General features: G+C 66.8%; 17 protein-coding genes. 10 read left to right on the top strand and 7 right to left on the bottom strand.

Going from position 1 to position 24,008, the window contains the following annotated elements:
* Window positions 1-373 precede the first annotated feature (373 nt).
* Window positions 374-2,287, bottom strand: coding sequence for an arabinofuranosidase catalytic domain-containing protein (locus tag ITJ44_RS15535; RefSeq protein ID WP_194636452.1), 1,914 nt, complete (start codon window positions 2,285-2,287; stop codon window positions 374-376).
* 378 nt (window positions 2,288-2,665) lie between these two features.
* Here ITJ44_RS15535 and ITJ44_RS15530 point away from each other — a divergent pair, with 378 nt between their 5' ends.
* Entirely contained in the window at window positions 2,666-3,373 is a 708-nt protein-coding gene (locus ITJ44_RS15530) for a hypothetical protein (RefSeq protein ID WP_194636451.1), read from the top strand.
* Window positions 3,374-3,835: 462 nt separating this feature from the next.
* Here ITJ44_RS15530 and ITJ44_RS15525 read toward each other — a convergent pair whose 3' ends face one another.
* Window positions 3,836-4,465, bottom strand: coding sequence for a hypothetical protein (locus ITJ44_RS15525; protein ID WP_194636450.1), 630 nt, complete (start codon window positions 4,463-4,465; stop codon window positions 3,836-3,838).
* 340 nt (window positions 4,466-4,805) lie between these two features.
* Between ITJ44_RS15525 and ITJ44_RS15520 the strand changes: the two genes are divergently transcribed.
* Both ITJ44_RS15520 and ITJ44_RS15515 read left to right on the top strand, forming a co-directional pair.
* Window positions 4,806-5,045: a hypothetical protein gene (locus tag ITJ44_RS15520; RefSeq protein WP_194636449.1), complete on the top strand. Its 240-nt coding sequence runs from the start codon at window positions 4,806-4,808 to the stop codon at window positions 5,043-5,045.
* 462 nt (window positions 5,046-5,507) lie between these two features.
* On the top strand, window positions 5,508-6,488 hold the full coding sequence (locus ITJ44_RS15515; protein WP_194636448.1) for a serine protease: 981 nt from the start codon (window positions 5,508-5,510) through the stop codon (window positions 6,486-6,488).
* A gap of 128 nt (window positions 6,489-6,616) precedes the next feature.
* On the opposite strand, the gene ITJ44_RS15510 is transcribed toward ITJ44_RS15515, so the two are convergent.
* Both ITJ44_RS15510 and ITJ44_RS15505 read right to left on the bottom strand, forming a co-directional pair.
* Window positions 6,617-7,801: an ATP-binding protein gene (locus ITJ44_RS15510; RefSeq protein ID WP_194636447.1), complete on the bottom strand. Its 1,185-nt coding sequence runs from the start codon at window positions 7,799-7,801 to the stop codon at window positions 6,617-6,619.
* Window positions 7,802-7,973: 172 nt separating this feature from the next.
* Window positions 7,974-8,555: a TetR/AcrR family transcriptional regulator gene (locus ITJ44_RS15505; protein ID WP_194636446.1), complete on the bottom strand. Its 582-nt coding sequence runs from the start codon at window positions 8,553-8,555 to the stop codon at window positions 7,974-7,976.
* A 158-nt stretch (window positions 8,556-8,713) separates the two neighbouring features.
* On the opposite strand from ITJ44_RS15505, the gene ITJ44_RS15500 reads away from it, so the two are divergent.
* Complete coding sequence (locus ITJ44_RS15500) at window positions 8,714-9,604, top strand: alpha/beta fold hydrolase (RefSeq protein WP_194636445.1); 891 nt, start codon at window positions 8,714-8,716, stop codon at window positions 9,602-9,604.
* 463 nt (window positions 9,605-10,067) lie between these two features.
* A complete protein-coding gene (locus ITJ44_RS15495; protein WP_194636444.1) occupies window positions 10,068-10,802 on the top strand; it encodes a hypothetical protein in 735 nt (244 codons plus the stop codon).
* A 557-nt stretch (window positions 10,803-11,359) separates the two neighbouring features.
* On the opposite strand, the gene ITJ44_RS15490 is transcribed toward ITJ44_RS15495, so the two are convergent.
* Window positions 11,360-11,677 carry a helix-turn-helix transcriptional regulator gene (locus ITJ44_RS15490; RefSeq protein ID WP_194636443.1) on the bottom strand — a complete coding sequence of 106 codons (318 nt, stop codon included), beginning with the start codon at window positions 11,675-11,677 and terminating at the stop codon, window positions 11,360-11,362.
* Between the two features lie 73 nt (window positions 11,678-11,750).
* Between ITJ44_RS15490 and ITJ44_RS15485 the strand changes: the two genes are divergently transcribed.
* The 3 genes from ITJ44_RS15485 (at window position 11,751) to ITJ44_RS15475 (ending at window position 15,001) form a co-directional block, all read left to right on the top strand.
* A complete protein-coding gene (locus tag ITJ44_RS15485) occupies window positions 11,751-12,101 on the top strand; it encodes a hypothetical protein (protein WP_194636442.1) in 351 nt (116 codons plus the stop codon).
* A gap of 26 nt (window positions 12,102-12,127) precedes the next feature.
* The gene (locus tag ITJ44_RS15480) at window positions 12,128-12,367 is read left to right on the top strand and encodes a hypothetical protein (RefSeq protein ID WP_194636441.1); all 240 of its coding nucleotides are present in this window, start codon (window positions 12,128-12,130) and stop codon (window positions 12,365-12,367) included.
* A gap of 783 nt (window positions 12,368-13,150) precedes the next feature.
* Entirely contained in the window at window positions 13,151-15,001 is a 1,851-nt protein-coding gene (locus tag ITJ44_RS15475) for a helix-turn-helix domain-containing protein (RefSeq protein ID WP_194636440.1), read from the top strand.
* A gap of 366 nt (window positions 15,002-15,367) precedes the next feature.
* On the opposite strand, the gene ITJ44_RS15470 is transcribed toward ITJ44_RS15475, so the two are convergent.
* Together ITJ44_RS15470 and ITJ44_RS15465 are read right to left on the bottom strand one after the other, a co-directional pair.
* Window positions 15,368-15,988, bottom strand: a complete 621-nt coding sequence (locus tag ITJ44_RS15470; protein ID WP_194636439.1) for a serine protease — start codon at window positions 15,986-15,988, stop codon at window positions 15,368-15,370.
* Between the two features lie 898 nt (window positions 15,989-16,886).
* Window positions 16,887-18,044 carry a hypothetical protein gene (locus tag ITJ44_RS15465; protein WP_194636438.1) on the bottom strand — a complete coding sequence of 386 codons (1,158 nt, stop codon included), beginning with the start codon at window positions 18,042-18,044 and terminating at the stop codon, window positions 16,887-16,889.
* A 1,272-nt stretch (window positions 18,045-19,316) separates the two neighbouring features.
* On the opposite strand from ITJ44_RS15465, the gene ITJ44_RS15460 reads away from it, so the two are divergent.
* Window positions 19,317-20,099 carry a ParA family protein gene (locus ITJ44_RS15460; RefSeq protein WP_370551716.1) on the top strand — a complete coding sequence of 261 codons (783 nt, stop codon included), beginning with the start codon at window positions 19,317-19,319 and terminating at the stop codon, window positions 20,097-20,099.
* Window positions 20,100-20,865: 766 nt separating this feature from the next.
* On the top strand, window positions 20,866-23,586 hold the full coding sequence (locus tag ITJ44_RS16205) for a DUF11 domain-containing protein (RefSeq protein ID WP_194636436.1): 2,721 nt from the start codon (window positions 20,866-20,868) through the stop codon (window positions 23,584-23,586).
* The last annotated feature ends 422 nt before the right edge of the window (window positions 23,587-24,008 follow it).

Below are 24,008 nucleotides of genomic sequence, written 5' to 3'. Positions count from 1 at the left end.
ACTCATCCAGCTGTTCTTTCGTGAACAGGTAGGAAAAGAACGAGTTCATGCAGACGTCGGGACGCGCCGCGGCGAGCCGTTGGAGGGACCGCCGCGGTCGACCTTCACTGACACGATGCCCGCCCGACGGGTGCTGCGGTCGCCTTCACCCTCCCCCACCACCATCTGCCGTCTTCAGAACGGCGTCTCTGCTGCCTAGTCGAGGACGTACTCGTCCATCCCGTAGCGGTCGGCGTGCGCGGGCATGCTCGGCGCTGCGGGATCCGTCGTCGTGTCCCGAGCTCGACCTCGAAGGGCTGCGCAGCGTCACGTCGGATTCCGGTCTGCCCCGTGCGGTGCCCGAGGATTCCCTGCTGCTCCCGCTCTTGTCCGCTCAGTTCAGGATGAAGCGCTGCCCAGGGGTCCCGTCGCACGGCCAGATGCGCAGGACGGTCTCGTTCGCCGTCGACCCACCCGGCGCGTCCAAGCAGAGGTTCGATGCGGGGTTGAGGAGCGCGCCGCTCGGCCGCGGCACCCACCGCTGGCCGCCGACCCCGTTGCATGTCCAGGACTCGACGGCCGTGCCGGCGTCGGTGAGATTGCCGTCGACATCCAAGCAGCGACCATTGGACCTCAGGCTCTGATCCGCCGGGTCGTAGATCCACTGCTGGTCCGCGGCCTCGGTGAGGCCGGCAGGCGCTCCTGTGGCGGCGTTCTGGCACGTGTAGATCTGCACCGCCCTGCCGGCGGCATCGGTGTCGTCCCCCGACACGTCCACGCACTTCGACTTGCCGCCCGGGACGGGATGGAGGATCGGCGTCGACGCGGCGAATCGTTGGGCGGCCGATCCGTTGCAGGGGCGGGCGCGGAGCGCTGTGCCGTTCGCGGTCGAGCCGTTCGGCGACTCGAGGCATAGCCCGGACCCCGGGTTCTGCACCGAGCCGTCGGCCTGGGGGAACCACTGCTGGTGCGCCGCACCGTCGCAATCGTGCAGGACCACCCCGGCTCCCGCGTCGCCCGGCACGCCAGCGAGGTCCAAGCACTTTCCGAGGGTGTTCAGCGTCCCCTCGCCGACGGTGCTCCCGACCCAGCGTTGATCCACGGCCATCGCGAGGCAGTCGTCCAGTTGGGCGACGGCCGCGTCGCCGCTGCCGCCCACATCGCGGATGCCGACGCACTTGCCTCCTGGACCGACGATGGGCCTGCCGGGACCGCCGCCCGTGCCCTTCGCGTGGTAGCCCTGCGCGACGACGTTCGCCTGAACCGCGTTCTCGGTCGCATCGGAGGCGTAGCCGGACGTGATGACACCTTCGAAGAAGAACTGGGTGCCGCGATTGGAGTTGTCTCCTCCTGCCCCGAGGCCGATCGAGCCTTCGAGCTTCATCGGCTGCCAGCTGCTGCCGAACCGGTCGACGCCGTCGGGCAGCGACCCGTCGTACCAGGTGGAGAGCGCGCCGCGCTGGGCGTCACCGCCCTTGATGGCGAAGGTGTCGACGCCGTTGTTCTTGAGCGTCGCGGTGACGAACTCGGACGAGTTGCCGCGGTTCTGGGCCCAGACGGTCGTCTTGCCCTGGAAGACGCCCTCCTCGAGGTCCGCTTGGACCCACGGCCCCCACCCGGAGGTCTCCGTCGCGCCCAGGGTGGACAGGTTGAGGGCGTCCATGTGGCCGGCACCGGTGTCCGTGGGCTCCGTCTCGACGTTGCCGAAGTCGGAGCAGCATGCGCGGTTGACGTTTGTCCCGCTTGCCACCATGTACAGGGACTCCGGCGCTGCGCCCCGGGCCATGCCTGTGGTCACCTTGCTGGAGCGGCGATAGGCGACTCCCGGAGGGAGATAGAGACCGAATGCATTCTTGCCGGCGACGGTCACGGGGAGGGCCGAGGCGGCAGCCGGTCTGTTCGCCGCGCCCTGCTCGCCCGCGGGGGCGGGAGTCAGGTCGTTGTGGTTGGGGGACTGGTCGTAGATCACGGGCACGGTGCAGCTCGTACCGGAGCAGAACGAGGTCTGCTGGTCGGCGTTCGCCGGGCCGCCCGGGGAGACCGCTCCGACGTCGACGGTGGCGCCGTCGCTGGCCCGCTTCACTTGGTAGAGCGGACCGCCATAGCTGCCGTACAGCGCCCGAGTGGTGCTGAAAGCACCGACGCACGGTGCGCCGCCGGCGCCGTAGATGTCGCAGGGGCCGTTCGCGGGCGCTTCGGCGGAGGCGCCGACGGCGGGTACGACGATGCCGAGCGCCAGCGCGAGGATGAGTGTCGTGAGCGACGGAAGGACGAGGCGGGAGAGTCGCCCGCTGAGGTGGGGTCGCATGGCAGGGCCCTCTCGGAGATCGCCGCGCATCGACTGGGGATCCGCGGGGCGTGGTCACGGAGCACACAACTTAGAGGATTGCGCAGCGCTCACGCGTCGGGTCTCCTCAAGGTGGCGTCGACCGGTAAGTGGCGCCCGGAGCGATCGAAGCCCGGCATCGGCGTGCTCCACCGATGCCTGGCCCGGTGCGGAGCCGGGAGGTTTCGGGGCGGGAGATCGAGTGGCATGAGCCACGTACGGCGGGGCAGGCGCCGGGAGTGCAGGTGGACATTCGGGTGGTGTTGCACCTGGTACCCGTGCGCACCGGAGATCGCCTACCCGCGGCGGTCTAACGTGCGACAGCGGCGACAGCCGTCGCGCTTCGAGAGAGGAATCCGCATGACCAGCATGCGCCCCAGACGCTCCTTCTTCAGCACCATCGCCATCGGCGCTGTGACGTCCCTCGGGCTCGTCATCGTCGCCCCCGGCAGCAGCGCGTTCGCCGTCACCGATCCGACCTCCCCGGGTGCGCGAGTGGGGCGAGCGCTCGACAGCGGGCACTTCATCGACGACATCGAGTCGGGCGCCATCACCGAAGCCGACGTCGTCCAGTCGGCCGCCACCGGCATCGATCTGCATGGCCAGCATGTCGACAACTGGATGGACCTATCGCCCCAGCAGGTCGCCGAAGGGGATGCGCTCACCGCGCAGCTCCACGCCTCCATGGACGCGGATCCCCAGATGGCCGCCTCCCTGGAGAGCACGAAGGCCGCGATCGTGGACTCGGCGGCTTCGTATGCCATGCCACCTGCAGCCGGAGCCGCCGACCGTCGCTTCATGGAGTCCAAGCGCTGGTACAGGCATCTCATCCACTGGTACACGATCTACATCAACCACGATTGGCTGCGCGGGCTCCTCGGTGTGGGCATCGGCGCGGCCACCGTCGCGATCTGCTCGTTCTTCTCCATCACCGGAGTGGCCTGTGCGTTCATCGGCGTGCTCTTCGCCGGTGGCCTCGCCGACGTCGTGAAGAACGATGCCTCCTGCAGCGGCAAGGGCCTCTACGTCAAGATCCCCGACACCGTGCACTCCCACTGCGAGCGGTAGGAGCCGGGCCACCCCCGCCGACCGCAACCGCTGCTCTGCTACGCCGCGATCGAGGGCGCGGACGGCGGGGTTCTGTTCGCCGGAGCATCGTGTGGGTAGCCGGATCGGTAGATGACTCGCCAGGCCGGGGTCGCTCACGACCACGACAGGGGAGCTGCACAGGCCGCTTCCTTCGGCCGCTCATCGGCGGGTCGAGAGCCCCGATCGGACACGATGATGAGTATCGGCTTCTCTCGCGGAGCAGAACTGAGGCCCCTCCACGTGTCCGTGCCGGAAGTTCGCGGGAGTCCCGATGCCCTCACCCTCCTCGCTCGTGGGCACCAGACCCGCTCCGGGTGGTTGCGCCTTCTCGCGGGGCAAGCCGTCGAACGTGGATAGAGACATCAAGTGTGCGTCGTCTGGCCAAGCCGAGTCGGAACCCGAGTCGAGCGACGATCAGCTCATCAGACATGAATGCATGCGCTACTGCCCGCAGTGGCTGTTTCCCAAGTCAGGGAACTTGATGTAGAGGTACGGGAGGTGCTTGCCATGGCAGCTCACCGCGATCGACCCGAGGGTGACGAACGCTACGGCGCCGATGCTCACGAAGATCGCGGAGGCGAGCAGCCAGAATGCACCAGCGACGACGGCCGCGATGCCGGCCGCCGTACCGCCTCCGAGGAGGGCCCCTCCGGTGGGCGCGGAGATCTTGGCGGTCCCCCAATGGTGGAAGAGCCGCTTGAGATCGCGAGAGAGTGACAGCTGCGCTTCGACCATCGAGCCCGCTGCGGAGGTGGTCGTCGTCGCCGGCCGCAAGATCATGAGCTCTCCCCCGTCCTCCTGATCCCCCGGGTCGCCCCAAGCCGCCACGTCGCCGGTGTTGCGGAGCTCCTCGACTTCGAGCGTCATCCCGCGGGTGAGGGCCGCACGATCGATGGCCTGCGCTCTCTGCGGGTTTCCGGCGGCACTCGCGGCGACGAGCTGCTCGACGCTGATGCGCCCATCGACGACATCCTCGAGGAAGGAGCCATCCTGCACGGCGGCGGCGATCGAGGTTTCATCGGCATATGCGGCGGGAATCCCCGTCGTGAGCGATCCGATGATGCCGACCATCGCGACCGTGGCGACGAGGGGCCAGCTCCGGTGACGTGGGCCCTGGCGGGTGCGGGAGAGGGATGATGGGGCAGAGCGCTGCATGGTTGCCTGTTCGGTCGAGTGGATCCGGATCGGGAAGGCCCACAAGCTATGCGGTCGCCGCGATCCCTTGGTGGGTTCTGCACAGTGCTGGTGTTGCGCCCGGTGGCCCGTCGACTCATCCGGTGGCCACTCGTCGAGCGGGGCGGCGTGGCCACGCGCAGCTCGACAGGCCCATGAACGGCGTCGCGTCATTCGTGGTGGCGGAGATCTGCACCGATCCCCCGCTAGAGCGCCTCGACCTTCCGTACCCGCACGCGTGCACGCGCGCCTGGTCCGGGATCTCCTGCCGGGGACCCCGGGCACGATCCGGGACGTCGACGTGCACGCGATGGGAACGGGGAGCCCGCAGTTCGTGCCCGATCTCGCCGAGGCCCATCTCGACCCGCTGCTCCGCGATCCTCAGATGGAGCGCTGCGTCACCGGGCTCGACGTGGACGTGTCCGCCGTGCGTCACTCCGGTCATCGGCGCGGGCTCCCGGCGATCCTCACGTGGTGAGTTCCCCTCGCGGACCGTTCTCTGGCTGGAGCGCGGGCGTCGGTGTGATCCTCGGAGGCCGGCTCTGTAGACGGCGCGCGGGCGTCGAGACCCACTCGAGTTCCCCACCTGCGGACTAGCGACCAGGTGGCCCGACGGCCATCTCGGCATGGACGGACGCTGGCCGTGACGCACCGGGCTACCACTCGATTCGGGTCGGCCACGTACGTGCGGCAGCCAGCAGGGACTCGGGGCCCGAGCCTGCCCTCAGGTCACGTGTCCGAATTACCGACCACGCAGGATGAAGTTTCGGACGAAAGACGTAGCTAAATATTGCTGTGGGCGTTCCTGGCCGAAGACGACGAGCCTGTCCCCTGTCTAGTCTGCGATGGCGCCAGACGACGTGCGCATCTCGAAGCTCTTCACGCGTTCGGTCTTCCGCGCAGACGACATCCACCACAGCAGAAGAATTACGGGAGTGACATGCACACATCACAAGTACCCCGCAAGCGTCGTACGTCGATGGTCATCGCGGCCGTCGGGCTCGGTCTGGTTCTGGCTTGCGGACCGCTGATCTCCAGCGCCCAGCTCGCGCACGCGGCGAGCGAGAGTTCCTCGGGGGGCGGGGACGCGACCGACACAGGCCGGGACTTCTCCGACGCAGACGACGCAGCATCCGCGAACTACTGGACGCCAGAGCGGATGGCGGCCGCGTCGTCGCTCGATGAGACGCCGACGCCTCCCCCGGATGCGAGCACTCCAGTCGACGCCAGCGCGGCGACCGGTGTGTTCGAACCGGTCAAGTGGATCGGCAGGCTGTACTTCACGCGCGACGGCCAGGACAAGGGCTGCACCGCGTCGTCCATCAAGTCCGACTCGAAGCTGGTCATAGCGACGGCTGCGCATTGCCTCTATCGCGATGGACACTTCGCCAGGAACTTGCGATTCATCCCTGCGTGGGACGGGGCCAACAAGCCTCTCCTCACGTGGGGCGCAGCAATGTATCAGGTACCCCGAGAGTGGCGCTACCAGCAGGATCTGCAGCATGATGCCGCTTTCATCCAGCTGAAGCCCCTGCATTCATGGGAGGGGGAGAAAAAGTATCTCGCTGACGAGGCGGGCGCGACTGCCACGAACTTCGGTCTCGCAAGAGCAGGACTGCACTACGAGGTGTTCGGCTACGAACTGATCTCAGGTTACGTCTCTCATCCGCTTTTGACGTGCTCCGGGGTCGGTTCCCGTTTGAACCCGGAGGCCTCCTACCTCGGCATAGGCAACTGCGCGATGGTAAACGGTAGCTCGGGTGGCCCTGTCTATCACGAATCGGGCAGGGGCGTGAATGGCACGCAGGTCGGAGTCGTCAGCTCCGTCGTGCGTAAAGGCAATCAGCCTTCGACGTACTTCGCTCCGTGGGGAGATGTGGAATACCAGGTATTCAGGGCTGTCGACTCCTGGCGAGGCTAGGCCACCATGCCATAGGGCCGCTCACCCAGCCAAATGAGGCAGTGCCCGGGTCGCCCGACCCGGGCACTGCCACGATCGCGCGGCACCTGCGACCGCGTGAAGCGCCTGCGGCCCACCGAGCGAGCCGCTCAAGACGGCAGGGCTGGGGCCGGGTACGCATCCCATCCGCCATTCTCGCGGCCGTCGCTTTCCTCTGCCGCGAGCTGGCGGCGGATGTACGCGCCCAGGTACGGCAAGGAGAACTGCACGTACCCGTGGCCGGCGGCGTGCACGTACCCACTGTCGATGAGGCGCTTCTTGTACACCTGGACATACGCGTCGGAGACTCCCATGCGTCTGACGATGTCGGCGACCTTCGTACGGTCGTCGTCCGCGGCCATCGCGTTGAGGAACTTCTGGTCCACGTCGGAGAGGTCGCCGTAGACCCGGCTGATCACCCGGCTCTCCACCGCCCTGATGGCCTTGTCGTGAGCCACTGAGGCGTCGTCGAGGTTGATGGTGGGTGCGGTGGAGGCATTACGCCAGGCGTAGTCGCCGGCTAGCTGCACCAGGTAGGGGTACCCCTGGGACAGGGAGACGAGCTTGTCGAGCGCGGCCTCTTCTATCTCGCGACCACCGAGTTCGGCGGTCTCAGCGAACACGCGACGGGTCTCCGATGCGGAAAGCCGCTCGAACTCGATCTCGCGGGAGCGCCGGAGGAAGGTGGTGTGCTCCTCAGCGAGGAGGGCGTCGAGACTGACCTTCACTCCGGCGAAGACGACCATGACCTGCGCTCCGTCCTCGAGGGCGTGCGAGACCTGCAGGGCGAACCGACCGAGCTCGCGGAGGCGGACCCGGCCCGACGAGACCTCGTCGATGGTGATGAGGATCCCCCCGCGGCCGCCGAGCGCCGTGGATAGAGCGACGAGGTCGCTGCGCAGCTGGGGTCTGACGCTCCGGTGCCCTTCGACGTGCTCGAAGCCGGCGCTGAACTCCCAGATCCCGAGCGATGTCAGTCGCATGCGGCTCTCGGGAGTCATCTCGTTGATGAGGGCGGGGATGATGGAGTCCATCACGCGCCCCATGAGGCCGGCGCTGGCGTCGTCGCTGATGACCAGCCAGTCCGCTGCGCGAGCTTCGTCTTGCAAGGTGGTGAGGAAGGAGGTCTTGCCGGCGCCGCGCAAACCCGATACGAGGACGGAGTGGTTCTCCCCGAAGTCGAGGGTCTCGAACACGGCTCTGAGCTCGGTGAGCTCATCCCGGTGCCCGCCGAAGATCGCTGGCTTCTTCCCGTATCCCGGGGTGAAGGGGCTGGGCGCCGTATCCACCATCATGCTCTCCAAATCGTATTTACTTTATTCTATCCCTACAGGGGTCATCCCGTCGGGTGCTGGCCGGGTCCGACGGGGGGGGGGGGGGGCGCCTCGACGGCTTCCGCTCGCGGCGTCCAGGCCGTCGGCCATTCGATGTCCTCGTGAGGCCCGCGGGCTCGTCGAACGGCCGAGTTCACAGGGGTGCGCATCGCAGGGACGCGGCGAATGCGGTGAACGCGGCCTCGACTCGATCGTGGTCATCGGTGACGAGCAGGTCGACGATGAGTCCACGTGTCACGCCGAGGATGAGCGTCGCCCTGGCCTCCGCCTCCGACGCCGGGCACCCTCCGGCCTCGATCGCGCGAGCCAGGAGTGCCGTGCGATCGCGCATGGAATGAGTGACGGCCTCGGCCAGGGGCGTCTGCCCGTAGAGACTACTGCCGGTGATGGCGGCGAAGAGCCGCACGTGTCGACGGCCCATGGGGTCGGTCGCTCGCGTCCAGAGGGCGCGCAAGGGGTCGTCTCCGTCTGCCACCGGCGCGGGAGCGGAGAGGGCCTCGGTGAGCACGTGCTGGACGATCTCCGCGATGAGCGCGTCCCGAGTGCCGAAGTGGTGCACGAGCGTCGCGTGGCTGACGCCGACGCTGTCCGCGATCCCGCGGAGCGTCAGCCCATCGAGGCCGTTGTCGAGGGCGTGTTCGGTCGCCGCGGTGAGGATCTCGCCACGACGGTGCGCATAGCGCAGGCGGCGCCCATCGGTGGTCTCTTCGCTCATCCCGTCTGTCTTCCTCTTCCCTCGCGTGCACAAACGATGGGCATGTGCACTATTGCTAGACCGCGTGGTAGATCTACCACTACCGTGCTCCCACGAGGTGCTCGTGAGACTCCGAGACATCATCCCGGAGAACTGAGCGAGCCCATGATCCCCTCGAGATGGAGGACACCATGACGAAGATGAGACCCCGCGGCCGCGGCCTGCTCATCACGACCGCCACGATGCTCGTCGCGGCATCCGCGGCGCTCGGCACCACCGTCTCCGCGAACGCGGCGACCAACCCCTACCAGCGAGGTCCGGCCCCGACTGCCGAGAGCATCTCAGCCGAACGCGGCTCCTTCGCTGTCGCGGATAGCGCGGTCTCGGCGGACTCCGTGTCCGGCTTCGGCGGAGGGACCGTGTACTACCCCACCGACACGAGCGCAGGTAAGTTCGGGGCCGTCGCCATCGCACCCGGCTTCACCGCGAACGAGTGGAGCCTCGCTTGGCTGGGACCGCGCCTTGCCTCCCATGGCTTCGTCGTGTTCATCATCGACACGATCACCACGGGTGACCAGCCAGCGCAGCGAGGTGACGAGCTGCGTGCGGCCCTCTCATATCTGACGACCAGCAGCCCGGTCCGCGACCGCGTCGATCCCGCGCGTCTCGGTGTGATGGGCCACTCCATGGGCGGCGGCGGAGCGCTCCAGGCGGCCGAGGACGATCCTTCGATCCGTGCCGTGATCCCCATGACGCCGTACGACCTCGACAGCCCATCGCCGAAGGTGACGGCCCCCACCCTCATCATCGGTGCGCAGGACGACACCATCGCGCCGGTCGCCTACCACGCGAGGCCGTTCTACGAGTCGCTGACCTCCGCGCGGGCGAAGGAGTACATCGAGCTGCGCAACCAGAGCCACTTCGCACCGAACTACCCCAACGCCACCATCGCCAGCGCCAGCATCGCGTGGTTGAAGCGCTACATCGACGATGACCAGCGATACCAGCCCTTCGCTTGCCCTGCGCAGGTGGGGAGCTGGCTCATCAGTGACTTCCGCAGCGCCTGCTGAGTGAGCGTGACCCCGTGGCGTGATCCGCATGGCCGCTGGCGATCAGTCGAAGCCCGACGGTGGGGCGCTCAGGGCATCCCCCGTCGGGCTTCGGCCCGCATCGCCGCTCAGCGGGCGAGTCCCCTCGAGATGCGATTCCCGCGAGGTAGGGGCAGCGGGTCTGTCTCCCGGTGCTCGGGCCCCATGGGCCTTCGTCGTCATGGAACCACGCCTACCCGGACCGCCCAAGCCGACCTCCCAAGAGGGGCGAAAGCGACCCCCATTGCTCGCCGATCCTGCATCACCCACGCCAGCGCACGCGTGGGCCGGGAATGCGTCCACTCGCCGCGGCTCTCGGGCGCATCGACGCCGCCCGTCTGACTCGATGCCGGCTTCATCGCCGGATCCACGAAGGCTGGACGTGACGAAGGCGCACGACGCGAAGGCGAACCACACAGCTCCACCTTCCCAGAAGGGACTCCGGATGCCCGTCTCCGCCGCCGACTTCAAACGCTGGGCCAGCGACAACTCCCTCGCCAGCGCGAATGCTCCGCTCGCCCAGGCGATCGGCCTCGGGCGAATGGCACTGCACCGACAGCTGGCCAGTGGGTGGGTGCAGGAGCGGACCGTCATCGCCGCCGCTCGCGCCGTGTCGGCGAACCCCGTCGACGTGCTGTCGACCTTCGTCGAGTACGAGGACCTCCGTCGTGGCGTGATGGCGCCCACCCGAGCAGAGGTCCTGGCTCAGGTCACACTCGATGATGCATCCGCCGCCCTGCTGCGCCGCCGGAGCGGCCACTACGCGGCGCGTCTGCGTGACGAGCGGATCCACCAGAACCCACCTCAGCCGAACAGCGTCCAGGGCTGGCTCGATGCCATCGCCGCCGGCGACCTCCGGCACCGACTTTCCGAGTGCCTCGACATGCCGGCGCAGCGGCTGTCCCGTCACGTCGACGAGAAGGGCATGACGGTGCGTCACCTGGTGGAGGTGGCTCGAGTCGCTCGCACGTCTCTCACCGGAGGCCTGGCCGCGGCTGGGATCATCACTCTGCAAGAAGCGGGATGGCCGGACCGCGTCCGGGAACGAGCCATCGGGTTCTTGTCCGAGACGGAGCTGATGGAGCTGGTGCGAGCGAGGCTCGCGTCCGCGCATCGCGCTGCCCGCCGCCATGACGAGGACGAGGCTGCCGCCCGCCGCATCGAGGAGTCCTTGGGATGACCGCATGCTGGTGACGTACGTCCACGTCGACGACGCTGTTGCCGTGCTCGCAGCTTGCGCCCCGGCGCGGCCGTCCGCGGCTCAGGGCGTCCTCATCGCGTCGCCGTCTCCTGCCCGTCGCCGCCAGCGTCCCGTGCCCTCGCTACCGTGAAGCCCGTCCCGCGGGACGGGATCTCCCCCTAGGCCAGGCTGTCTTCACGGATCGCGCTGACAAGTGCCGGGGTCTCCCCTGGAGGCTGAGCTACAGACGCGTAGCCATGGGTGCCAGGCCTCTCGGGCCTCGGCGGGCTTCTGCCCATCTGCATCTCAGGGGGCATCCACCGTCACCATGCTGTGCGCGCCCTGGGGATACGTGCGTGTGCCACGGGCTCGACGGCCTACCGCGCCTTTGCTGTGATGTTCCCCTCTCCCTCCCCTGCCTCAACGCCGGCTCCGGCGTCGAAGAGCTTTCGTTGCGCTCATGGCGGTGGGGCCCTCTTGCTCCCTCGCGCCGACCGCGCTGAAGGGCTCTGGCAGCGGCCGGAGACCACCCGCTCCGGGCGACGGCCGCTCGGCTCCTAGAGAGCACCCGTCAGCGCCATCGACAGCGTCTTCAACATGCCATCGACGCGCTTCTGCTGCACCACATAGCGGCGGGGCTTTCTGTCCGGCTCCGAGCGGGGAGGGTCCAGGGCTACTGCTCCGAGCTTCTCGAGGACGTCGAGGTGCTTCGCCACCATCGAGCTCGAGAGCCCCATGTCCCGTGCCAGCTCCGGTCGTGTCTTCGGCCCATGCGCCAGCAGATGGCGGATCAAGCCCACCCTCACCCGACTACCGAGGGCGTCGACGCTGATGCCGACTTCGGTGGGGAGGGGCGGGGCGACGCGTCTGGGCACCTCGCGAGTGTGTCCAAATAGCGCGTACGTAGCACTTATTGGTCTATAAAGTACCAATAGGCGGGGAGGTGCGATGCAAGTCCTACTGCATGGGATCGTCATAGACGGGCCCCTGCTCGCTGATGACGCGGGCGCGATCACCGCCACCTTCACCTGCGCCGATCCGGTACGAGGTGGATCATCGACCTCGTCGGCGGCATGCTGTGAGGTCGTGTGCCGGGGCTCCCTGGCTGTCACCGTGCTCCTCGGCCTAGATGCAGGTGAGCGCGTCTGCGTCTCCGGCGAGCTGCGACTGCACCGGCCGCCGTCGGGTTCGGACGAAGACCTTGTGCTCGCGTCGCTCGAGACGCAGAGCATCACCCACCACGGCACGGTGTCCTGCACGACACGGATCGGACACGCCGCGAACGAGAGCTGTTTCTGAATCAAGCAGCCACTAACCTCCGAGACATGGCTGCACAGCGACACCACGGAGGACGACCGGCAAAGGGCGACCGGCAGGCGCTCCTGTCGCGGGTCCCCGCGCCCCTCGGCGAGGCCGTCAAGGCCCAAGCCGACATGCGCGGCATGACGGTGAGTGACTACATCGCCGCGCTCCTCGCGCAGAACCTCGGCATGCCCGAGCTCGTCACGGTCCAGCCAGTGAGGATACCCACCCGACAGGAGCTGCCCATCGCAGACGTCGCCTAAAAGCAAGGGGGGCCCGCCGCTCTCGCGGCAGACCCCCAACACGTGTTGTAGCTCCCACCGTCATTGCTTGCCGGCTCGAGGTGCGAGCTAATCCAGATCAACCAGCCTTCACAGGAGGTCTCTCTATGTCCGCGAGCATAACCCACGAACACCGGGTTGTAGATGGACTCGCCGCGAAATCCGTCCAAGGGTGCGGCGATACGCACTCCAACCAGGACGTCAGCGACCCCTTCGAGGGCGAGACCCGCCGCATGACGAGCACCCCCATCGGCCCGCGACGCGACATACGTCCTCGAGGGGAGTCCGCCGAGGCACACGAGACCCGGCTTGCATCCGACACCGGCGCCGCAGTCCTCGCCACTGCGTCCGCTGCCGCGTTCGCGGCCGATGGTCTGTCCCTCTCGCTCTCCCCCGAGCGCCCCGCAGCACCGCTGCGCAACGACTTGGGAGCACTGCCCGTGCTCTCCCCTGCGACTGCTTCCGAGGAGGCCAGCCCGACGACCAGTTAACGAATAAGAGCCCGTCGCTACCAACGACGGGCTCTTGAAGATTCGTAGCTCCGACCCCCTCAACGGCTACCAACCCAGGGTCCGAGCTCCACCACATCCACACCGGCTACCAACCGGGTCTTTGTTGTACCTCCGAGGAGATGTCGCCATAGTAGCTCCATCGCGCCTGCAAGCGCCAGAACGTCGGCCTGAGAACCCCCCCGGCGTGTCGCCGTCCATCGGCTCCGCATGGGAGCTGACACGCCGTCTGAGTCCACGGGACCAGGTGCGCGCGATGATCCGCGACGCCTACGGGCGCCTGGACACCAACAGCTACCCTCGTCTGCACCCGCTGGGCCCGGATGCGCCAGCGACGCCGTGGGCGATCCGCCTCGCCGACGCTGCCGGCCGCTACCGGCTCATCTGCTTCGACTTCGACGGCAAGGACAGCTCAGGTGCGGTGCCCGAGCTGATGGAACAGGCGCAGGATCAGGCGGCCGTGCTTGCTCGCATGCTCGACGAGCTCGCGATCGCCCATGTTCTGTGCCGTTCCTCCGGCGCCGGCGGCCGTCATGTGTGGCTCGCCGTCCAGGGCGGCGCCGACGCCGCTCAGGTCGGTGCCCTCGCGTCCGCGGCGCGCGCGAACTTCCCCACCCTGGACCACGGGATGCTCCGCAACCCCGCCGAGGGTGCCGCTCGTCCTCCCCTGTCCCCGCATCGTGACGGGACGAACTCGCGCGTGCTCGCTGGAGACGTGAGCTCGCTCCTGGTCCCCTCGACGTCGGCGCAGGACCTCGACGCCCTCACGGCACTGTTGACGAACCGCATGCCGACCCGCGGGGCCGACAGCGATCCCTCCGGTCCCGTTGACAGCGAGCATCGGGCGCACCGGAAGCTCAGCCGCGCCGGAATCGCGCACATGGCCACGATCGGTGGCGGCGGCAACCCGTCCTGGACCGGCTTCATGTGCCTGCTCTCTGCCGCGAACGCAGGCTGGACCTTCAGCGATGTCGAGCACGCCGCTCGTACCGCGCCGGGGATGGAGCACTACCGGACCAAGAACGCAGGCCGGGGTGCTCGGAGGAAGCGCAACGTCAACGAAGCACGAGAGCGCCTCGAGCGGCAGTGGGCCAAGGCCCAGCAATATGCGGCGGTGCAGCGCCCGCTCCCGTCCGCGCGCGAAACGCGAGACCTCACGGAACTCGCGGCGATCATCCGAGACGTCGACTCCATCCTCACCTCATTCCGCGTCACCCCCGGCCGGTGGGGACGTTCCGAGGCCGCCGTCTCGCGGCGCTCGATCCTCACCGCCCTGGTGTACCTGACTCTGCAGACCGGCAAACGGACCGTGGCGGCTTCCATCCGGGATCTCGCCCTGATGACCGGGTTGGGCCGCAGCACCGCACAGCGAGCCCTCGTCGCCCTCGCCGAGGCGGGGTTCGTCAAGCGAGTGACTGTCGCTGACGCCGGCAACGCTGCTGAATGGCGGGTGACCTGGCGACTTTCCACACCTCGGCACACGGTTGGGTCACAACCACTAGATAACCCCGCCCCCCCTTCCGAACTCTTCGGGCGTCGTGCGGAACTCGCCAGCATCCTCGAGAACGAACTGACCGACCAGCGGCACGACCTTTTCACGCGCCCAGGTCTGGGTCATCTCGCTGGGAAGGTGTATGCGACCCTCGGTCGCCAGGGGGCGTTGACGGTCGACAGGGCCGCGGGATTGCTCGGCGTCACTGCCCGGCATACGGCGACCATCTTCAGTAGGCTCCGCAGACACCGCCTGATCAAGGCTGACCCCGACGGATGGGCTCGTGCTGTACGCGATCTCCGAGACGCGGCCGCCCGTGCGCTCGATGTCTCCGGGATCCTCGTGGATCGGGCGCACCGGTACCGCGCCGAGCGGGAGGTCTGGGCCTGGTGGAACGCCGAGCTCATGACGATGCACACGGCCCCGCGAGCTCGTCCTCGACGTCCTACTGCATCGAGTCGACCGCTATTCGCAGGATCAGGGACGGGTGAGCGTGTGTGGCCGCGCTACCCGCGGACCAACAGTCGTGCCGACCATCGAGCAGCGCGGGCGCTCGTCATCCAGGGGGCCCTCGACCCTGAAGCCCGCTGGCAGTACCTCGGTGATGTCGCGTGATGTGTCATGGCGGATGCATGTCCCGCAGTCCGAGCCTCCGAATGGCGGTGTCGCGTCCTCCGGATGCTGGCTCTCGTCTTCCATGACGCGCTTTGCTTGCCACGCCCGCTCTCGCAGCCATCGGCCTAGAGGTTTCCCGCACATGACAGTGTCGTGGAACCGCCTGTCGAGGCGGAGTAACGGGTGCATGGCGCATCGATCGCGTCACTTGGCGGCGTCGACGGCTCGTGACCAGAACGTCAGCGTAGGTGACGCAACGTCGGGCGCGGCCCGTGCGTCGGGGATGACCACGATCCTGAGATTCTGCATCAGGCCCGACGCACGGTGCGTGGGTACCAGCGACCCTCCTCGGTCGCGGCACCCGGGTCAGTTCGGGTCAGCGAGAGCGTAGTTGCTCGAGACCTCCCCGAGGACACGGCTGGCTGGGATGTAGCCCATGAGGCCGACGTTCTCTTGAAGCCCCTGGGTCACGATGATGCCGTAGAACTGGCCATTGACACCGACGACCGGGCCTCCGGAGTCTCCCATGATGACGCCGATACCGCTTGCGTGGGCTGCGGCCACTTCGCCGGGTTCATAACCACGGGCGGGCGTCGGAGCGCTTGTCCATGAGCAGTTCACGCCCGTGCTGCTCCCGCTCGTGCAGAAAGTCTCATCGGCTCCGGGTTGTGCACCGGCCCGCATGGGGATGGGACGCTCACCGAACGGCGTATCGAGGAAAACGCGCCCGAAGGCCCGGGGAAATATATCCTCTTTGATGAAGCAGTTGTGTAGCTGGGACGCGCCGGTGCACACGGGAGTGCGCCGTACATTGGGATCGACGCGCACCATCTCCAAATCGTAGTCTGGCGCTGTCCACGTGACCGAACCGACTACTTCACCTCCGACCTTGACCTCGGCCCCGTTCTGGGCGCAGTGCTTCGCTATCATGAGATAGCGGACCCCGCGCTGAAATGGTGTGATGCTGGAAAAGAATCCCGTGGCCACGAGAACTGCTCCGACCGTGCACTGTCGCGAGCCTGGCACTTCCACCCGCGTTCCCGCGATGATGGGGAGCTGGTTCCGCGTCTCTTGCGCACTTGCTGGCTCCGCACCGGCTGTGACGAGTGTCAGAGCGAGCACCCCACTCAGTACGATGGCCCAACGGCGGTTTCGGCGGTGTCTGGGTGTGGATCTCCTTGGCAAGCTCTTGCTCCAATCAGAAAATGGACGAAACTATTGCAGGTGGGTCTTGTGGAGTAGGCGGGGGGCGCACTCGTGCCTCGTCAGCGGTGCACGAGATAGGGCAACGGCATGTTCCCGGTCTGGTTCTGCAGGCGTGGCGCACTGGTGCTGAGTGAACATGCACGCGCGTTGCGTGTCCCGTGAGGCAATCGGGACTGTACAGACGAAGTCCCTGTGCCGCACCGGGCTTCCACAGACTTCGGAAGGGCTTCTGTCGGCGGCTTCCGACGCCCATGGGCTGTTCGCAACATGGGGAAAAGTCGAATCCCACCACCGTTGCGATATTCGCCGGGCGCATATGGTCATCGTCATGTCACGGGCCAGGCAGGGTGCGCTGGGCGTCGCGGCTCTCGGGGTGGGAGCCGTCGTACCAGTTGCCTCGGCACCCTGTGCTCTCCCGGGAACGCGCTCACGTAGGTCGGCGCGGTCGTCGCTGGCGGGGCACGCTGCGGGACCATCAGCACCACATGCGCCCGGAGGCGCGGAGTGCGGTCAAGCCGGATGGGCTGGGACTGCAGCTGACCGTGACAGCCCGACGGACTTCACCGTCATCACCATGTTGGTGTTCAGCATGTTGCTCGACGCCACTACGTATCGTTCACCACAACCACTCGACTAGCGCTGCGTGCCGGCATGAGGCGCAATGACTCTGGGCGCTCGGTCACCTCCTCGCGCCTGCTGCTGCGGACGGGCAGGGGACGGTGACGTCGACTTCGGCCGTGTGCGAGGACTCGTCCATGCTGGCCACGGAGACGGACATCCCGCCGCTGAGAGCGACCTTCTCGCCGACGCTCACAAGTTGCTTGCTGGTCCCGGAGTCACCTGGACGTACGAGGATCGTGCCGCCGTCCTGAGATTGGGGATCCGAGCGCAGTATCTGAACGCCGGATGGTCGGGCGACCTTGTACTCGGATTTCCATACTCCGTCGTACGCGGATTGATCGACTTTGTCGCTGTACTGGACGTAGTACTTGATTGACTGATGTGACGGGTCATCCCAGGAGACCACCCGCTGGGTTTCCGCTCCGGCACTCATGGTCTGAAGCGGGATCCGCCGCGTCGCGCCGCATTTCGGAACGGCGCGATGGGAGATGAGGCCGAGACGATCCAATGACGGGGCGGACAGCGGGTAGAACGCGTACGAGGATCCCATCAGATCCGTGGTGTTCCCGTACTCCGTGCGTGTGCATGAGGTAGGCAGACCGGTGGTCGCGTCGAAGTCCCAGCTCGACTGGCACTGGATGCTCGAGGCGTGGTACAGAGTGAGGTTGTGTCCGAGTTCGTGAGCCACGATCGCCGGCAGAGGATTCATGATGTACGTCACTCCCCCGGTGTTGACGCTGCTCGGCAGTGATCCGGTGGCGACGGGCGAGCACTGCTTCCCATCGGGCACGAAGGCCATGAGGTGCTTGTTGGGTCCGGGGGTCCAGTTCGCGTACTTGCGGGCAAAGGACTCGACGCCGGTTTTGTCGCTGCAGCTGATGCTCGGGTCGTCCGGCTGCACCCAGTCGCTGACGGACACGGTGGTGAAGCGCACGAATCCGTCCGTCTCGCGCTCGAAGTACGCGGCCGTCTTGTCTAGCGAGGCGATGACGGTATCTCGTGTGTAATCCCGCTTGGTGCCCGCCGGCGACACGAGGACCGCCGTCACTTCGTGTACCGCTGCCTGACCCTTGGGAGACGCGGGTGATACCTGGTAGGAGTCCGTAGTCGTCTCTGCGACCGCCGCTGTCGCCGGGAACGGGGATGCCATCGCTCCTGACAGGACGGCGAGAGGTATGACGAACAGGATCAGTGTTCTGCGCATGAGCTGCCTCACTCCCTAGCCGGATACCACGGTGATGCGTGGTTCGCAGGAAGCTAGTGCATGACAGGTGTTGCGCGCGGAGACGGACCACAGACGAATGCGTGGGAGATGGCGCGGCGTTGTGGCTTCCGAGAAGCCGCGATGGTACGGAAGAGGTCACGCTCGTGTTGAGCCGCGGGTGCCGGAGGAAGATCGCGGTCTGATGTGTCGCCAACCCGCGTGGAGCGGGTCGCCCCTCCGGTGTGCGTGCAATGGTCTGCATCCGGCGAACTCGGTCGATGAGTCCCGGGATCCGCTGGGTGTGGATGTGGGCATCCCTCGGGCGTCATCCGGGCCGTCTGCAGCACACCCAAGCGCCGATCCACGGGATAGGCGGGTGTAGGTCGTGCGCACGGGACGTGAGGTGCGTGCACAGGACCAGCGGTCATGTCGACTTCGTGCCTCGTCGTCCGCACCGCGGCCCATTGCCTCGTGGTTGCGGGGAAGCCCTCTACCAGGGGTCCCGGACGCGCGGCACGACATGGCCGTCGGTGAGATAAGGGCGTGAGGGAAGGGGAAGAAGATCTCCCGTATCGGATGTCGCAGGCCATGCTGATGGGGAGGTCATCCTCGAACAGCTATCCAGCTCTCTGAGTACGACCCCGCTCCCCCGGTGACGTGCTCCGCGGAAGGCACGCTGTCCTTCGGGCCTCCCCGACGATCGGACACAGCTCGGTGCAGACGTCTGGGAGCGGAGGCCGGCCAGCGTGATCGCCTCCCTAGGGGTAAGCCGGGGCTCGGGGAGTCCGTCACGCTAAGGCTATGTCGGTGGCGTCCTGCAAGCGCTCGTGTCCGTTCGAGCGACTGCCGCAGATGACGTGCCGACCGCGGCGAACGCGCCTGTGAGCGCGTGACTGCGGTTGGGCGCGTCGGCGGGCGCTGGGTGGAGCCAGCCGGAGCGGAGGTCATAGGGCGGCGAATCGCGTTCGCGTCAGGGGAGCGAGTCGCGCCGAGGCGGTGCGGCACCGTGGGCGTGCCCCTGTCGCGTCTCACTCCCCCATCAGGTGCGCACGCTTCTCACAGGCGCAATCGCGCGCCGGTCGAACCTGTGTCGTTCTCGGTTAGCGACGGTCGATCTTCGCTGGAGACGGCGCCCTGTCGCTGCATGCATGCATGCATGGCGGCATGTAAACAAGCATGTAGTAAAGCGTGCAGGCGGTATTGCAGGACGGACTGCATGCATGACGGACAGCTTCCATTCAGTCAGACAGACAGACAAGATTGCGTTATTGCAAGCCAACTGGCATGCTGGCTGTCATGCAAACAGTCATGGTCTATAGCGAGTCTGGGGGGGTCTCCAAGACGACCACAGCCGTCTCATTGGCGATGATCGCGGCGAGCCAGGGGAGGCGAACGGTCCTCGTTGACCTCGACCCTCGAGCGGCATCCACGAAGTGGCTCAACGTCGAGCCATCGGGGGAGGGTCTCCACGTAGGCGCCATCTTGGGCAACGAAGATCCGCAGGGCTGGGCACAGGACCTCGCGGTCTCGACCACATGGTCGGAGAATCTGCGGGTCTTGCCGTCGGCGCGGAATGTCTCCAACCGCGAGGCCGATCGAGCCGACCATGCCGAACTCCGCCTCAGCGTGTCGTTGGACGGGATCGAAGCCGACCTGGTCGTCATCGACTGCCCGAATCGACAAGGCGGCCCTCTGACCCTGGCTGCCCTGAACGCATCGGACACGGTCGTGTACGCCTCTACCGCGTCGAGCGACGGCATCGACGGGGTCCGGGGTGCGCGTCGCACCGTGCAGCAGTTCCGGGAAAGCCGCATCCGCATCAACGCGCCCGTCGCGTTGCACGAGGCCGGCGTGGTCGTCGGCGGCATCAACGACACGATCATGACGCGACCCGAGGTGGCCAGCGTGGAGGAGCTCAGGGAGATGGGGATGCTGCTCGTGCCGTTCGTCCCGAAGAGGGCCATCGTGCAGGAAGTCCGGCTGTCAGGGGAGTGGTACGGCAACTATCGCAAGGGCGCACCTGTGCTGGATGCCTACACCTCGATCGTCGAGCAGGTGATCCGATGAGCGCCGACATGCCCGACCGTCCCGCCGATCTGAGGCGGAGCCGTCGCCCCGTGCCCGCAGCGGATGAGCAAATCGACCCCGTCGACTACCGCGCGGACCGGGCGCCGGAACCGGCTCTCGAGACGCCGTCGGCGCCTGATCACGCGATCGGGGCGCGATCTCCATCCGACCACGCTCCCGTACGGAGCCTGGGTTCCCGTCGAGACACGGCGTTGCCCTTCAGCACCCGACTTGCGCCCGAGGTCTTGGACCTCATAGACCGGGCGCGAGCCGCAGGCGAAGGTGACGGGAAGGTCCGACATGTCGTGGAGAAAGCCATCCGCGACACCTATGGGGCCATGTACGGCCATTCCTGAATAATGCGTGCGGCGACGAGCCGGGGCTTCGCGGCGCAGCGCGGCGCCGCGCCGCGCGTGAGGGGGCGAGGGCGTTCAGCACATGAACGAACTGCGGATGCCGGGACCGCATCCGCGCGCGAGCTCGGCCGTGCGTGAATAGCACACATGGCCGCGCTTGACGGTGGTGGGAATCCGTCCTGTGTGGGGTTCATGCGCCTGCTGTCGGCCGAGAACGCCGGCTGGCGGGCGAACTCGCCGTACCCGGCATGAGGATTCGTCGCGACGCCGCCTATTTCGTACCGATCCATTCCCCGCCCAGGGCGACGGGTGAAGTATCGGGTGAAGATCGGAGCAGCGTTTGCAGCCCCATCTTCGGGTGGTTCTAATGGGTCGTGCCCGCACGCGGTCTGCCATGTGCAGAGGAATGCGTGCCCGACACAGAGGAATACACCATGCGCCGAGTTGCATCATCACCACCGCTCTCCGGGGGGAAAAGACGGGTCTCCGCCGTCGCGTCGACGATCGTTCTGGCTCTCGTAGCCGCGGCGGCGTTTGTCTCTACAATCGCACCGGTGGCAGCGCACGCGGCGACGGTGCCGGCCGTAGGGTGCTCCACTGATTCCTCCATCTTCAACACGGGCTATGACTCGGCTACAGGTGGACGGAGGGCTCCGGGAAGCCAGGACCAGCGCTGGACGGTAGCGGGTGGATATGACGGCTTCAACCACACGTCCGGTGTGAAAGGGGCGAGCTCGACAGAGCTGCCTCCCCAGGGAACGACCTACGAACCGGCGTACGCCGGCCGTGTCAACAACGCGTGGGCGAACAGCCAGTCCGGCACGTCCGAATGGATCTCACCGAGATACGTCACCCCCGCGGTCGGTCAGAACCAATCGGACGGCTCCGGCGACTGGTACTACCGGTACGATTTCGACCTCGATCCCGAGGTCGACCCGGACTCGTTCCAGCTCGACATGCGGTGGCTCGCGGACAACAGCGTCGCGGGCATCTGGGTGAACGACATGGCTCAAACGGGGACGAACCTACCGCAGAACCCCAATGCGCCGTACACGCATGACGGCTTCACGACAGATCGGAGAGCGGCCACGACGTCGCTCAAGGGGGACTGGAAGAGCGGACGCAACACCATCATCGTGGAGGTGAAGAGCGCCGACCCCGCGACCGGATTCCGCGCGGAAGTCACCTCGAAGTCGCTGTGCCCGACGATCAAGGTCACGAAGACCGTCGATGGACGCGTGTCCGATTCAGACCAGTTCACGGTCGCGGTCATCGACTCGGCGGGTACGACCCTGACGTCCGCGACGACCACGGGGGCCGCCAACTCGGCGACCAGCCCAGATGCCAACGTCAAGTACGAACAGAACTACACGATCACCGACCGAATGGCCGAAGGGTCGTCCAGCGGCGCCGACAAGTACAACGGGACCCTCGTGTGCACGGATACCAGGACGGGCAGCGCCGTCCAGACAGGTGGCTCGTATCCCACGTGGACGCTGGCGGTCTCGACCCACGATCCCTACTCATGCGAGATCACGAACGCGTCCAAGCAGTACGAGACGACGAAGACCGTCGACAAGCAGACGGCGGGCATCGGGGACATCGTCACGTACACAGTCACGGTGGCGAACTCCGGGCGATATGCCTACACGACGGAGGACCCGGCGTCATTCACCGACGACTTCTCTGACGTGGCCGACGACGCCACGTACAACGACGACATCACCGGGGGAGCGTCAGTGGATGGGACCACGGCGTCCTGGAGGGGCGCCCTGGCAGTCGGCGAGACCAAGAGCTTCACGTACTCGTTCACAGTCACGGCCGAGGGCTCTGGCAACGACCGCATGGTCAACCTGATCCCCGACGTCCCTCCCGTCGTGACGCTCATCCAGCGTTACGAACTCTCGAAGACGGCGGACAAGTCGTCCTTGAGCCCGGGTGAGAAGGTCACGTACACGGTGACGGCGAAGAACACCGGACAGGTCCCGTACACGGATAGCGACCCGGCCTCCTTCTCTGACGACCTCTCCCAGGTCACCGACGACGCGACGTACAACAACGACGCGAGCAACGGACTAGCGATCAACGGGGACGATGCGCGGTGGAGCGGGGCCCTCGCGGTCGGGGAGACGCGCACGTTCCGCTACTCCTTCACCGTGAACGACCCGGTGACCGGCGACATGGTGCTCACCAATGGTGTTGTGGGGCCGCCCCGAGTGCCAGTGACCCCGCCCACCCAGGTGCCCGTGAAGCTCCTGGAGCGCTCCAAGTCCGCAGACAAGACCATGGTGGCTCCAGGGGACACGATCACGTACACGGTCACGGTGAAGAACACGGGCAAGTACGACTACACCGAAGGCGATCCGGCGGCGATGTCCGATGACTTCTCCGATGTGGCCGACGATGCGACCTACAACGGCGACATCACGGGCGGCGCTGCGGTGAGCGGGACCACCGCTTCCTGGAAGGGGGCACTGGGCGCCGGTCAGACGAAGACGTTCACCTACTCCTTCACCGTGAAGCCGGCCGGGTCGGGTGACGGCGTGCTGACCAACGCCCTCGAGGGGTTCCCGCCTGTCTCCACACCGGTGACGGCGTATGCGGTTGCGAAGTCGGTGGACAAGTCGAGTGCTGCTGCGGGTGATCGGGTGTCGTACACGATCACGGTGACGAACACGGGTCAGGCGGCGTACACGGATGAGAAGCCGGCGTCGTTCACGGACGACCTGTCCGAGGTGCTGGATGATGCGACGTACAACGGGGATGCCAGCAATGGTGCGACCGTGTCGGGTCAGACGCTGTCCTGGAAGGGGGCGCTCGGTGTGGGGGAGACGAAGACGGTGACGTACTCGTTCACGGTCAACGATCCCGACACGGGTGACAAGCAGCTGAAGAACGCGGTCGTGCCGGCGGATCCGTCGGGTTCGTGCTCCACGGCGGGTGGGTGCGCGACGACGACGAACATCGTCCCGGATCCGCCGCGGTTCCCGACGGTGTCGACCGGTGGGATGACGCTCGGTTCCGCGCAGGTGTGGCCGATGCTCGGGCTCGCGGGTGGTTCGGTGCTCGTGCTGCTGGCTCTGCTGGTGCTGCTGATGGCCGGTCGTCGCCGTGATGGTGACAGTGTCTGATCGACAGACGCAGGTGCGGCGCCGGCGATGGATCCTCATCGCCGGCGCCGCCGCCGTCCTGACGATTCCCTCCCGCGGCATTCGCATATCCCTGCCGGTTGATCACGTGATGATCGTGAAGTGACGATGAAGAGGTAGGGAATGAGCGGCTCGAGTGCGGGTGGCGAGAACTGTCGTCGTTAGATCGAGGACATTCGGCCAGGTGAAGCGTCACACCGGGACGATCGTGGGTGATTTCGGCAAGATCCAGGGTGAGGAGACGGGTGGTATTCGCTCCAGAACTTGGAGCATGGGGTCTCCAGCCGTTCTACTAGGGCACGCTCCCAGGCCTCTCTACCATCCCGACCCTGGCGAGCTCGGCCCCACAGTAAGGACACACCGTGCCGCATTTTCTCTCACGTCGCCAAGATGGCGCGCCTCCG

Source organism: Clavibacter sp. VKM Ac-2873, assembly GCF_015351075.1.
Classification (GTDB): domain Bacteria; phylum Actinomycetota; class Actinomycetes; order Actinomycetales; family Microbacteriaceae; genus Clavibacter.
This window is presented reverse-complemented; position numbering and strand designations above follow the sequence as displayed.

Coding starts and splice junctions, on each gene's coding strand:
- ITJ44_RS15500 (WP_194636445.1), top strand. CDS start 8,714: ATGGAGGACACCATGACGAAGATGAGACCCCGCGGCCGCGGCCTGCTC.
- ITJ44_RS15475 (WP_194636440.1), top strand. CDS start 13,151: ATGATCCGCGACGCCTACGGGCGCCTGGACACCAACAGCTACCCTCGT.
- ITJ44_RS15530 (WP_194636451.1), top strand. CDS start 2,666: ATGACCAGCATGCGCCCCAGACGCTCCTTCTTCAGCACCATCGCCATC.
- ITJ44_RS15535 (WP_194636452.1), bottom strand. CDS start 2,287: ATGCGACCCCACCTCAGCGGGCGACTCTCCCGCCTCGTCCTTCCGTCG.
- ITJ44_RS15515 (WP_194636448.1), top strand. CDS start 5,508: ATGCACACATCACAAGTACCCCGCAAGCGTCGTACGTCGATGGTCATC.
- ITJ44_RS15525 (WP_194636450.1), bottom strand. CDS start 4,465: ATGGTCGGCATCATCGGATCGCTCACGACGGGGATTCCCGCCGCATAT.
- ITJ44_RS15480 (WP_194636441.1), top strand. CDS start 12,128: ATGGCTGCACAGCGACACCACGGAGGACGACCGGCAAAGGGCGACCGG.
- ITJ44_RS15510 (WP_194636447.1), bottom strand. CDS start 7,801: ATGATGGTGGATACGGCGCCCAGCCCCTTCACCCCGGGATACGGGAAG.
- ITJ44_RS15495 (WP_194636444.1), top strand. CDS start 10,068: ATGCCCGTCTCCGCCGCCGACTTCAAACGCTGGGCCAGCGACAACTCC.
- ITJ44_RS15460 (WP_370551716.1), top strand. CDS start 19,317: ATGCTGGCTGTCATGCAAACAGTCATGGTCTATAGCGAGTCTGGGGGG.
- ITJ44_RS15505 (WP_194636446.1), bottom strand. CDS start 8,555: ATGAGCGAAGAGACCACCGATGGGCGCCGCCTGCGCTATGCGCACCGT.
- ITJ44_RS15485 (WP_194636442.1), top strand. CDS start 11,751: ATGCAAGTCCTACTGCATGGGATCGTCATAGACGGGCCCCTGCTCGCT.